Here is an 11,666-nt window from a genome sequence, read left to right on the forward strand (position 1 = left end):
AGGACACCATTTGGAAAGCCTGTTAAACCTCTCTCTGGCTGGTGGGGCCAGAGTCAGGATATTACAAATTACTGACACTCACCTGTTTGCCGAAAAGCATGAGACGCTGTTAGGGGTAAATACCTGGGAAAGCTATCAGGCCGTACTGGAGGCCATCAAGGCCCAGCAGCGTGAGTGTGATTTAATTGTCGCTACCGGCGACCTGGCGCAGGATCAAACGGCTGCGGCCTACCAGCATTTTGCGGAGGGCATCGCAAGCTTTGGCGCGCCCTGCGTCTGGCTGCCCGGCAATCATGACTTTCAGCCCGCCATGTTCAACGCGTTACAGGAAGCGGGCATCTCCCCGGCTAAACAGGTGCTGATTGGCGAGCAGTGGCAAATTCTGCTGCTCGACAGTCAGGTTTTTGGCGTGCCGCACGGCGAACTGAGCGAGTTCCAGCTCGACTGGCTGGAAAAGAAGCTGGCCGCCAGTGAAGGGCGTCATACCCTGCTGCTATTGCACCACCACCCTCTGCCTGCCGGATGTAGCTGGCTCGATCAGCACAGCCTGCGCAATGCCGCAGAGCTTGATAATGTGCTGGCGCGCTTTCCGCAGGTAAAGCACCTGCTGTGCGGGCATATTCATCAGGAACTGGATGTCGACTGGAACGGCCGCAGGCTACTGGCGACGCCCTCTACCTGCGTGCAGTTCAAACCCCACTGCGCCAATTTCACCCTTGATACCATCGCGCCAGGCTGGCGCTGGCTGGATCTTTACCCGGATGGCCGCGTGCAGACCGAAGTCTGCCGTTTGCAAAGCGCGCGCTTTAGCCCGGATACCGCCTCAGAAGGATACTGATGGCTACGCTCCTTTATTTACACGGTTTCAATAGCTCCCCGCGCTCCGCGAAGGCCACCCAGTTCCGCGAGTGGCTTGCTCTGCACCATCCGGAAACCGAAGTGGTGATCCCGCAACTGCCGCCTTACCCGGCGCAGGCCGCTGAACTGCTGGAGACGCTGGTGATGGCCCACGGCGGGCAGCCGCTGGGGATTGTCGGCTCATCGTTGGGCGGCTACTACGCGACCTGGCTGTCACAATGTTTCATGTTGCCTGCGGTGGTGGTCAATCCAGCGGTACGGCCATTTGAATTGCTGGCGGATTATCTGGGGCACAACGAGAACCCCTACACCGGCGAGCAATATGTGCTAGAGTCTCGCCATATTTACGAACTCAAAGTGATGCAGGTCGACCCGCTGGAAGCGCCGGACTTACTCTGGCTACTGCAACAGACCGGGGATGAAGTGCTGGATTACCGTCAGGCTGTGGCCTATTACGATGCCTGCCGTCAGACGGTGGAAGAGGGCGGTAACCATGCCTTTGTGGGCTTTGAGAATCATTTCACACAGATTGTCGATTTCCTTGGGCTGCACTGAGCCTGCCGAAACGACGCGATCACTATCTACGAACAAACCATGACGCAATCCTATAACGCTGATGCCATAGAGGTACTCACCGGGCTTGAGCCGGTTCGCCGTCGCCCGGGGATGTATACCGATACCACCCGTCCTAACCATCTTGGTCAGGAAGTCATTGATAACAGCGTGGATGAAGCGCTGGCAGGCCACGCAAAGCGTGTGGATGTCATTCTTCACGCCGACCAGTCGCTGGAAGTGATTGACGATGGTCGCGGTATGCCGGTGGATATCCATCCTGAAGAAGGCGTACCGGCGGTGGAGCTGATCCTCTGCCGCCTACATGCGGGCGGTAAGTTCTCCAACAAAAACTACCAGTTCTCCGGCGGCCTGCACGGCGTAGGGATTTCTGTGGTTAACGCCCTGTCGCGTCGGGTCGAGGTGAACGTCAAACGTGACGGGCAGGTCTACAATATCGCCTTTGAAAATGGTGAAAAAGTCAGCGACCTGAAAGTGACCGGCACCTGCGCAAAACGGGCGACCGGCACCAGCGTGCACTTCTGGCCTGACGAGAAGTTCTTCGACAGCCCGCGCTTCTCCGTCACCCGTCTTACCCATCTGCTCAAGGCGAAAGCGGTACTGTGCCCCGGCGTCGAGATCACCTTTAAAGACGAAGTGAACAACGCCGAACAGCGTTGGTGCTATCAGGACGGCCTGAACGATTATCTTTGTGAAGCGGTAAACGGCCTGCCGACGCTTCCTGAGAAACCGTTTATCGGCAACTTTTCTGCCGAGACCGAAGCGGTCGACTGGGCGCTGCTGTGGCTGCCGGAAGGCGGCGAACTGCTGACCGAAAGCTACGTTAACCTGATCCCCACCATGCAGGGCGGAACCCACGTTAACGGCCTGCGTCAGGGGCTGCTGGATGCGATGCGCGAGTTCTGCGAATACCGCAATATCCTGCCGCGCGGGGTGAAGCTCTCGGCGGAAGATATCTGGGAGCGCTGCGCCTACGTGCTGTCGGTTAAAATGCAGGATCCGCAGTTTGCCGGGCAGACCAAAGAGCGCCTCTCGTCGCGCCAGTGCGCGGCATTCGTCTCCGGCGTGGTGAAAGACGCCTTTAGCCTGTGGCTCAACCAGAACGTGCAGGCGGCGGAGATGCTGGCTGAAATGGCCATCTCCAGCGCCCAGCGCCGTATGCGCGCGGCGAAAAAAGTGGTGCGCAAAAAGCTTACCAGCGGCCCGGCGCTGCCCGGTAAGCTTGCCGACTGTACCGCTCAGGATTTGAACCGCACCGAGCTGTTCCTGGTGGAAGGGGACTCTGCGGGCGGCTCCGCCAAGCAGGCGCGCGATCGTGAATACCAGGCGATCATGCCGCTGAAAGGTAAGATCCTCAACACCTGGGAGGTTTCTTCCGACGAAGTGCTGGCCTCGCAGGAGGTGCATGATATTTCTGTGGCGATCGGCATCGATCCGGACAGTGACGATTTAAGCCAGCTGCGTTACGGCAAGATCTGTATTCTGGCGGACGCCGACTCCGATGGTTTGCACATCGCTACGCTGCTCTGCGCCCTGTTTGTGAAGCACTTCCGCGCGCTGGTGAAACACGGCCATGTTTACGTCGCGCTGCCGCCGCTTTACCGCATCGATTTGGGTAAAGAGGTTTACTACGCTCTGACCGAAGAAGAGAAAACCGGCGTGCTGGAGCAGCTCAAGCGCAAGAAAGGCAAGCCGAACGTGCAGCGCTTTAAAGGGCTGGGCGAGATGAACCCGATGCAGCTGCGTGAAACTACCCTCGACCCCAACACCCGCCGCCTGGTGCAGCTGACTATCAGCGATGAAGACGATCAGCGTACTAACGCGATGATGGATATGCTGCTGGCGAAAAAGCGTTCCGAAGACCGGCGTAACTGGTTACAGGAGAAAGGGGATATGGCGGATATCGAAGTGTAAAAACCATCGGCCTGAGCCCCTGACCGGGGCTCACGCCGAATGAGATGCCTCAGGAAAGGGCTTTACAATCCTCTGTTGGCAGAGGGTAAGCCTTCGCTTCCGGCCAGAGCTTCTCGTATTTATGCCCTGTCAGATCTTCCACAATTTTACGCGTTTCCGCCGTTACAGCTTCGCGCGAACCGTGGTTTTTAAGCCGCTCAACTTCTTCCACAAAGATTTTGTGAGTCTGTTTGTTCAGGTGGAAGGTCATCGCCTGCCACAGCGCAATCACCAGTAAGCCAGCCGTACCGACAAACAGCGTCAGCGCGATGGTATGCACCGCTTCCGGCGGCTGCACCAGACTGCCCTTAACAAAACCCCCTTCCTGCAGGATAAAGCCGACAACAAAGGTGGCGATAGCAACCGTTGTTTTACGGGAGAAGGTCATCACCGCAGCGAACAGGCCTTCACGGCGTTCGCGGGTAATCATCTCATCAATATCCGGGATGAACGGGAAGACGTTCCACGGGGTGAACTCCAGCACGCAGCGGCCCACCTGATACACGCCAGCAATAATCACCAGCAGCAGCGCTTTGTGCGCGGTCGGGAAGAGATAGATCAGCAGAATACCGCCCAGGCAAAGCAGCATTACGCTGTAGGCGAACACGTACAGACGCGACGGGCCAAATTTGATAATGGCGAACCCGGCGATCAGCGTCACCGGCAGGCCGATAATACTCATCGACAGCAGGCTGCCTGCGAATGCGGATGAAACCTGCAGGCAATAGACGCAGAAGAAGACAAATACCGTGTTGTAGATATCTTTCGCGGTGAAAGAGAACAGGTAAATTGCCAGGTGTTTGCGGAATGCGCGCACGTTCAGGGTCGAAATATAATCTTTGATCAGCCCCAGCACATTCACCCGTGAACGGGCAGTCTCTTTATCCAGCTCCGCCAGCATCTCCGGCGTTAATTCACGCTCCCAGGTCACTTTCCAGGAGATAAATACGCACACCATAAAGGCGATAGCAAAGACCACGCCGTTAATCAGATAGGCTTCGGCGCTCTTTTCACCGAGATAGCCAATCAGCAGGCCAGGAATAAAGGTGGCCAGGAAGGTGCCGGTAGCGGAAAGGAACATACGCCCGGTGGAAAGCTTAGTCCTTGAGTTGAAGTCTTTGGTCATCTCAGAGGGCAGGGTTTCCCAGGGGATCAGCACCATCGCAGCGATAATCTCAAAGGCGAGATAGACGCTCAGATAGAACCAGTAGTTCATGCCGTTCAGCCACAGCAGGGCATAAACCAGCATCAACGGCGAACCGATCAGCAGGAAGAAACGACGACGACCAAACCGCTTGCCGAGGGCGTTTTTGTAGAAATGGTCGGTAAAAGAGCCCATAAACAGGCTAATAACGGCATCAACGATACGGGCGATCGCCACGATAGATGCCGCTTCCAGCGGCGACAAACCAACAAAGGTGGTGTAATAAAAAAGAAGCCAGGCGCCAATTACCGTAAACGCGCCGCCGCCCATAATATCGGTTAAGCCATAACCGATACTAACGGGGATGGTTATTTTTCTCTCTGAACGAGTCATAATTTATCTCTTCACATAATCAGAATTTGAAATATGCACGGGCATTTTCTACACAAATTCCTTTTATCATTGTGGCGAGAATATCCATATCTTCGGGCACATCTCCACGATCAACCCAACTGCCAATCAAATTGCACAGAATACGGCGGAAATAATCGTGGCGGGTGTAAGAAACAAAACTGCGTGAATCCGTCAGCATACCGACAAAATTCGCCAGTAACCCCTGATCGGCAAGACAAACAAGCTGGTTTTCCATGCCGCGTTTGGTGTCGTTAAACCACCAGCCGGAGCCAAACTGCATCGGGGATTTAATCCCTTCGTCGCCGCTCTGGAAATTAGCCAGCGCCGTAGCGACAACGTCGTTATAAGAGGCGTTGAGGTTATAGACAATGGTTTTCGGCAGGCCGTGGTTCTCATCCATGGCGTTTAATAATGCATTGAGACTTGCCGCCAGCTGCGGCTGATCGCTTACGGAATCCAGCCCGCAGTTAATACCGATGGCCTTGAATTTGCGAACATTATTATTGCGAATAGCACCGAAATGCAGCTGCATTGCCCAGTCGCGTTTTTTGTACATCGCCGCCAGGCGGACAAAGATATAGCTGCTCCAGGCCTGATACTCTTCGTTGCTCATGTTTTGCCCGGCCATACGGCGGTCAAAAATGGCTTCGATTTCCGCTTCACTGACTTCACGCCAGGAGATCTCAACGGGACCGTGGTCAGAGATGCGGCAGCCAACCTCGTGGAAATAGTCAATCCGGCTCTCAATGGCTGCCATAAAGGAAGGCAGGCTGTTGACGGTCTGGTGGCTAATTTCGCTCAGCTGAGCAATAAATTGCAGGAACGCCTGTGAATCGGTTTCGAACAGTTCATCAGGACGGAAAGTCGGCAGAACGCGGGTGGTGAAGCCATCTTCTTTTTGCAGCAGTTTGTGGTAGTGCAGATCGGAGAGCGGCTTATCGGTGGTGCAAATGGCTTCGACATTTGAGCGGGAGATTAACGCGCGCGGCGCGAATTCGCTGCTTTTTAACTGTTCGTTGCATTTGTTCATAATGTCACGCCAGTTTTTACTGCTCAGCGTGTCATGGATATCGAAATAGAACGCCAGTTCAAGGTGAGTCCAGTGATAAAGCGGATTGCCAAAGCTGGCTTCTACCGTGCTGGCCCACGCTTCAAATTTCTCTTCAGAAGTAGCATTGCCGGTAATTTTATTTTCCGGAATACCGTTTGCGCGCATCGCGCGCCATTTATAATGGTCCCCTTCGAGCCACAGTTGAGTTATATCGCGGAAGAGTTTGTTTTCATAAATATCTTTCGCCTCAAGGTGGCAATGATAATCGATTATCGGCTGATCTTTCGCAAACTCGGTATAGAGCCGGCGACCAGCTTTGCTATCAATCATAAAATTTTCGTGAATCAACGACATGCTACTGACTCCTGAAAGCTACTTAAAAGTAAAAAGGAAAAGGGGCGATGGTTGCAAAGGTATACTTTCTCTAATAATTCTGTCTACTACCATACCAGTTCATTGGTAAAATAGTGTGAAGGCGGTCATATTTATGAAATGAATATTTCGTGACGAAATGTGAATTTTTAAATGAATACAATGAGCATCTTTTTTTAACATTTTCACTGTGGCGACTTATAGCGCGGTGCCAGTAAGCGCAACGTGCAAATAGCTTTAACTAATAAGAAACATTCCACGAGTTAAGTTAACGCTACCCCTGACTAAAAGTTACCAGCCTGCCGCACAAAATGATTGATTAATTGTATGCATCGTTCTAATGTAAGCTCATCACTACTAGTATGGTAGATATCAAATAACTGAGTACTGAGGTCGTTTTATATGCAGATGACAATGCGGTGGTTTGGGCCGGAACAAGACAAGGTCAGCCTTGAATATATCCGGCAGGTACCCGGCGTAGAAGGCGTGGTTGGGGCGCTGTACGATGTGCCGGTTGGAGAAGTATGGCCTGTTGAAAAAATTAGCGCGCTGGTTGAACAGGCGCACAAAGCAGGCCTGAAAATGGAAGTTATCGAGAGTGTAAACATTCACGATGACATTAAAATCGGTTTGCCCAGCCGCGATCGTTACATTGCCAATTACCAGCAGACTATCCGTAACCTGGCGCGCTTTGGCATCAAGGTTATCTGCTACAACTTCATGCCGGTATTTGACTGGATGAAGACCGACATGAACTACGTTCTGCCGGATGGCTCTCTGACCATGGCTTTCGAGAAAAAAGACATCGATAAGAGCCTGGAAGAGGTGGTCAGCGAAGTCCTGAATAATTCAAATGGTTTCGCCCTGCCGGGCTGGGAACCGGAGCGTCTGGCTCAGGTTCAGGAGCTGTTCGCCAGCTACAAAGGCGTTGATGACGAAAAACTGCGTGAAAACCTGGTCTACTTCCTGAAAGCCGTAATTCCGGTTTGCGAAGAAGTGGGCGTTAAAATGGCGATCCACCCGGACGATCCGCCGTATTCAATTTTCGGCCTGCCGCGCGTGGTGAAAAACCGCGACGATCTGGACTGGCTGTGCAACGCCGTGGATTCCGAAGCGAACGGCATCACCCTGTGCACCGGCTCGATCGCCGAAGATCCGAATAACAACGTTTGCGAAATCCTGGCCGAGTTCACCCGCCGCAAACGTATCCACTTCGCGCACGTTCGCAACGTGAAGCTGATGCAGGATAAGGATTTTTATGAGTGCGCGCATCCGTCTCAGTACGGCTCGCTGGATATGTATCAGGTGATGAAGGCGCTCTACGATAACGGCTTTACCGGCTATATCCGCCCGGATCACGGTCGCTTTATCTGGGGTGAAACCGGTCGTCCTGGCTATGGTCTGTACGACCGCGCGCTGGGCGTCACCTACTTGATGGGCCTGTGGGAAGCGCTGCAAAAACAGCCTGCGTAATACACTACGGTTTTCCCGGATGCGGCATTGCCGTATCCGGGAGTCACGGGCTTTTATTCTTTCATTCTCGTCCTCATCCCGCTCTACTCCCTCTCTACCTCTCATGATGTACCCCGCCCCATCAACGCTTTTATTCTCACTTTAAAGGTGTATTTTAATTGCAATATATCGTTTCGCCCGACACCCACATTTATTAAGGATGAAACATGCAACGTATTGTCATACCAGGCCATTATGTCCACGTTCGCACCACGCCCCTTTGGACAACGCAGACCGCGCCAGCCTCAATCTGGCAGCGGCATCTGGACGCCGGCACCAGGCAGGGGGTATTTCCGCGCTTATCGGTGATGCAGGGCGCTATTCGTTACTTAGGCTATGCCGATGAAACCAGCCCGCAGCCGGTAGAGACGCTGACCATCAATGCCGGTGAGTTTGGCGTTTTCCCGGCGGAAAAGTGGCACCGCATTGAAGCGCTCTCTGACGATACGGTATTTAACGTTGATTTTTGGGTTGATCCGCAAATCCTGACGGAAGGTTGAGGTGAAAAAATGACAATGGAAAACAAAGGCTACACCCTGGCGGTATCCCATAGCGGGCGCAAAACGCGCGCGGAAAAAGTGTATCTGAAACCGATGGCGCTGTATGTGCCGGAGATAGCGGCGCAGGCGGTAGCGGAACTGATTGACAGTTTGCCTGCCTCAAACGACCAGCAGACCGATGTTGCCCTGACCGTCATCAATAACAACAACGGCGTGTCGGTAGATAAAGATTTTGCGTCGCTGTCCGCCTTAAGAGAGCCGGTTAACGCGGCGGACGCGGTAAAAGATCTGATTAATATCGTGCGCGGCTACGACTCGGATGAAGAGACCAACGTCTGCGGGTGGTAATAACGGTTCGTTTTGTACCCGGCCAGTTTGTCAGCCGGGTACAAAAGGCATCAGGATATACGTTGCAGACGTAGCGCTATCCATGGTTTCCCGGGGAGCATCAGTTTATCGCCCTGACGGATTGTTTCAGCGACAGGCGTGATGGTCATTGCCCATGTGTCGATAATATCGATTTTCCACACGGTGTCCGGAGGCAGCATTGTCATCATCTTGTAGCCGGGGCAGTGGTCACCAAAATAGAATAACCCCCATTTGTCATCGCTCATGCCCATTGATGTATCCCAGTGGATATCCCACGGCATGGGCGTCAACCGTTTTGCTTCTCCTTCTTCAAGCAGCTGGCGGAGAAAAGCTATACGTGTGACGCTTTCGCCTTTAAGTTTTCCGCCGTGTGACCACCAGATTATTTCGTCATCGCTTAGCCAGGTTTCACCATGCGTCACGTAGCCGCCCAAGCAGACCCCGTGCCAGAAAAGTTCCACCATTTTTTGCGCCGTTATATTTCCCCAACCCAGATCGACATTACCCTCGTAGCAGCATTCATCAATGACAATGGGTTTTGCGAACGTCTCACGCCATTCCGGTACAAAGTGCATGTCGTGGTGTTGAATACTGGCATGAGTAAGGGCCGGATTATGATGATCGTACCAGTGAGCGTTGGATCGATAATGGATCGGTGGGTTGTGCCAGTTATGGATAGACATGAGATGTTCAGAAGGATCTTCACGCTTAATTTGTGCAATGGCGGCGTCCCAGAAGTGCATGGGCTTTTCCGTTAAGAGATCAAATTCATTGGCCAATGACCACCAAATATTCTTGAACGAGGCTAAGCGAGCAACAAGGTAGCGGATGTAGCGCTGATCAACCTCCTGCGACATTTGCGAGAAACCCCAGCGGTCGTAAGGGTGGAAAATGATCAGATCTGCCTCAATACCGAGCTTAGCCAGCGCATCGATCTGCTTTTCCAGCCCAGCGAAAAAGGCGACGTCAAAGCGGGAATAGTCGAATCCGTCCTGAATCGAGCCAGGGAACGGGAAGCGCGCCGGCTCCGCCAGATTATAGCGGTAATGTTTGGGGAAGACGCACATACGAATCTTATTAAATGGGCTGGCTGCTAGCGATGCCAGTGTGTCTGCCTGCACCGCTTCGGACTGATAGTTCCAGACGTAAGCCGTCGTACCGAATGGATACCACGGCTCGCCGTTAGCGCGGCGAAAATGCAAGTTTCCATCTCGCTGAACCGGGCCTTTTTCATGCGGCTCGCTTGCGCAGAAAAAGCGGCCTGAAATGCCATTCAACTCAGTGATATTTGATGCGATGGTAAATTGCCATTCTCCTGGTATACCAGGCATAAATCTAACAACAAACTCACCTTTGTCATCATAGAAGCCATAGACATGCTTTGATTCATCGCCGCAGGAAAATGTTGCGCTTACCCAAGATTGCGTGAAGTGAAGGGGAGAGTCCGCTACAGCGAAGCGTTGTTCGAAACGTCCCCATTGTGGAATGTGAAGACTGGGCATAAGTTAAATTCCTTTTGTGAATAAATATTCGTTATGGATTTTTTATTCAAAATAGGACAATAAAAGCTGCGCTTCTATAGATTTACTTTTTATTTGCGTCATAGATCACAAAAAAGCTCGATGGGACCTCCTGCTAGCCTTTGAATAAACAAATGTTGAGTTGCTGTTTATCAAGAGCCATTGACGGAATTGTTTAACTTTTTGAAAATTATTATGTTTATTATCTAAAGGCATTGTCTGGCTCTTTCAGGTTGTACGCATCCTGGCGCAGAATTTGTGATAAAGACGACATCACGGTTATTTTTTACTTGCCTGCAATAACATCCTCGCCGTAGGCTGATGAATAGTAATTCGATATTGAATATATATTCATTAAAGGAATGAGCTATGGAAATGCAACCAAAGCTAAGTATTAAAGAAAAGGTCTGTTATGGCCTTGGAGACTCATCAGCTAATATTTTTCTGGGCATGACGATGATGTTTTTGCCTTATTTTTACACTGATGTATTAGGCATTTCCGCAGCCGCAATGGGGGTATTGTTCATTGTCGCCAGGCTGGTAGATGCATTTTACGATCCGTTTATTGGTAATATAGCCGATCGTACCCGCTCACGTTACGGCTCATATCGTCCTTTTTTGCTTTACCTCGCGGTACCTTACGGTATCTCCTGTTTGTTGGTATTTCTGGCACCCGATTTTTCCCCAACGGGGAAACTTGCTTATGCCACCATTACTTACCTGTTTTTAATTTTGATGTACGCCTCGACTGTTGTACCTTATGTGGCGTTATTGACAACCCTGACCTCTGATCCCATGGATCGCCTGAGTGCAAACTCATGGCGTTTCCCTCTGGCAAAAATGGCATTTCTCATCTGCTCAACTGTTGTTCCGATGTTTGTGGCCTGGTACGGAAAAAGCAACGAAGCGCAGGCTTATATGGTTGCAATGAGCTTTATAGCCGTGCTAGCGACGGTATTTATGCTGCTCTGTTTCTGGGGCACCAGGGAGCGCTATCAGGTTAAACTTGAAAGCAATAGCGTCTCTTTTAGCAAACAGTTACGGGTGATAATAAAGACCAAACCTGTCATTATTTATTATCTTTTTATGGTTACTAACTCTATTGCCTTTGTCATCAAAGGCAGTGTCACCATCTATTTCGTGAAGTATTTCCTTGATCGCGGCGACAGCTTCGTTTCTGGCCTGCTATCCGCAACGGCTATTGCCGGAATTATTGCACCAATGCTTGCCATTCAGCTTATTAAGCGAGGTATTTTATCAAGTCTTGGGACATTAAAAGCGGCACAGTTAGGTGGCGGCTTAGCTGCACTGTGTCTCTATTTTGTCGGCCCGGAACAGATTTCCCTGGCGTGTATTTTACTGGTGGTATCTGTACTGATGGCTGAACTAGGATCAATTAT

At 51.7% G+C, this 11,666-nt stretch carries 10 protein-coding genes; 7 read left to right on the forward strand and 3 right to left on the reverse strand.

Annotation, left to right across the window (positions count from 1 at the left end; genetic code table 11):
* The first annotated feature begins 10 nt into the window (after window positions 1-10).
* From cpdA to parE, 3 genes are read left to right on the forward strand one after another with little or no spacing between them, the layout of a single operon-like run.
* On the forward strand, window positions 11-838 hold the full coding sequence (gene cpdA / locus ENTHG_RS11700) for a 3',5'-cyclic-AMP phosphodiesterase (protein WP_044179869.1): 828 nt from the start codon (window positions 11-13) through the stop codon (window positions 836-838).
* Window positions 838-1,413, forward strand: coding sequence for an esterase YqiA (gene yqiA, locus ENTHG_RS11705; RefSeq protein ID WP_044179871.1), 576 nt, complete (start codon window positions 838-840; stop codon window positions 1,411-1,413). Before cpdA ends, yqiA begins: the two co-directional genes overlap by 1 nt.
* 39 nt (window positions 1,414-1,452) lie before the next feature.
* The gene (gene parE, locus ENTHG_RS11710) at window positions 1,453-3,345 is read left to right on the forward strand and encodes a DNA topoisomerase IV subunit B (RefSeq protein ID WP_044179873.1); all 1,893 of its coding nucleotides are present in this window, start codon (window positions 1,453-1,455) and stop codon (window positions 3,343-3,345) included.
* Between the two features lie 49 nt (window positions 3,346-3,394).
* On the opposite strand, the gene ENTHG_RS11715 is transcribed toward parE, so the two are convergent.
* A complete protein-coding gene (locus ENTHG_RS11715; protein WP_044179875.1) occupies window positions 3,395-4,921 on the reverse strand; it encodes an MFS transporter in 1,527 nt (508 codons plus the stop codon).
* A gap of 19 nt (window positions 4,922-4,940) precedes the next feature.
* Window positions 4,941-6,347 (reverse strand): glucuronate isomerase, encoded by a 1,407-nt coding sequence (gene uxaC, locus ENTHG_RS11720; protein ID WP_044179877.1) that lies wholly within the window; start codon window positions 6,345-6,347, stop codon window positions 4,941-4,943.
* Between the two features lie 420 nt (window positions 6,348-6,767).
* Here uxaC and uxuA point away from each other — a divergent pair, with 420 nt between their 5' ends.
* The 3 genes from uxuA (at window position 6,768) to ENTHG_RS11735 (ending at window position 8,725) form a co-directional block, all read left to right on the forward strand.
* Window positions 6,768-7,838 carry a mannonate dehydratase gene (gene uxuA, locus ENTHG_RS11725; RefSeq protein WP_044179879.1) on the forward strand — a complete coding sequence of 357 codons (1,071 nt, stop codon included), beginning with the start codon at window positions 6,768-6,770 and terminating at the stop codon, window positions 7,836-7,838.
* Window positions 7,839-8,044: 206 nt separating this feature from the next.
* The gene (locus tag ENTHG_RS11730; RefSeq protein ID WP_044179881.1) at window positions 8,045-8,377 is read left to right on the forward strand and encodes a TehB family protein; all 333 of its coding nucleotides are present in this window, start codon (window positions 8,045-8,047) and stop codon (window positions 8,375-8,377) included.
* A gap of 9 nt (window positions 8,378-8,386) precedes the next feature.
* Complete coding sequence (locus ENTHG_RS11735) at window positions 8,387-8,725, forward strand: DUF1869 domain-containing protein (protein WP_044179882.1); 339 nt, start codon at window positions 8,387-8,389, stop codon at window positions 8,723-8,725.
* Between the two features lie 50 nt (window positions 8,726-8,775).
* Here the strand turns inward: ENTHG_RS11735 and ENTHG_RS11740 are convergent, their stop codons facing one another.
* On the reverse strand, window positions 8,776-10,248 hold the full coding sequence (locus ENTHG_RS11740) for an apiosidase-like domain-containing protein (RefSeq protein WP_052332704.1): 1,473 nt from the start codon (window positions 10,246-10,248) through the stop codon (window positions 8,776-8,778).
* Window positions 10,249-10,635: 387 nt separating this feature from the next.
* Between ENTHG_RS11740 and ENTHG_RS11745 the strand changes: the two genes are divergently transcribed.
* Window positions 10,636-11,666 (forward strand): glycoside-pentoside-hexuronide (GPH):cation symporter (locus ENTHG_RS11745; RefSeq protein WP_044179885.1); only part of this gene is annotated, 1,031 nt, incomplete at its 3' end.

This window comes from Phytobacter massiliensis JC163 (genome assembly GCF_000321045.1).
Classification (GTDB): Bacteria; Pseudomonadota; Gammaproteobacteria; order Enterobacterales; family Enterobacteriaceae; genus Phytobacter_A; species Phytobacter_A massiliensis.

Excerpts from the sequence above, each read along its gene's own strand:
- yqiA (WP_044179871.1), top strand. The coding sequence starts at position 838 with ATGGCTACGCTCCTTTATTTACACGGTTTCAATAGCTCCCCGCGCTCC.
- parE (WP_044179873.1), top strand. The coding sequence starts at position 1,453 with ATGACGCAATCCTATAACGCTGATGCCATAGAGGTACTCACCGGGCTT.
- ENTHG_RS11715 (WP_044179875.1), bottom strand. The coding sequence starts at position 4,921 with ATGACTCGTTCAGAGAGAAAAATAACCATCCCCGTTAGTATCGGTTAT.
- uxaC (WP_044179877.1), bottom strand. The coding sequence starts at position 6,347 with ATGTCGTTGATTCACGAAAATTTTATGATTGATAGCAAAGCTGGTCGC.
- uxuA (WP_044179879.1), top strand. The coding sequence starts at position 6,768 with ATGCAGATGACAATGCGGTGGTTTGGGCCGGAACAAGACAAGGTCAGC.
- ENTHG_RS11730 (WP_044179881.1), top strand. The coding sequence starts at position 8,045 with ATGCAACGTATTGTCATACCAGGCCATTATGTCCACGTTCGCACCACG.
- ENTHG_RS11735 (WP_044179882.1), top strand. The coding sequence starts at position 8,387 with ATGACAATGGAAAACAAAGGCTACACCCTGGCGGTATCCCATAGCGGG.
- ENTHG_RS11740 (WP_052332704.1), bottom strand. The coding sequence starts at position 10,248 with ATGCCCAGTCTTCACATTCCACAATGGGGACGTTTCGAACAACGCTTC.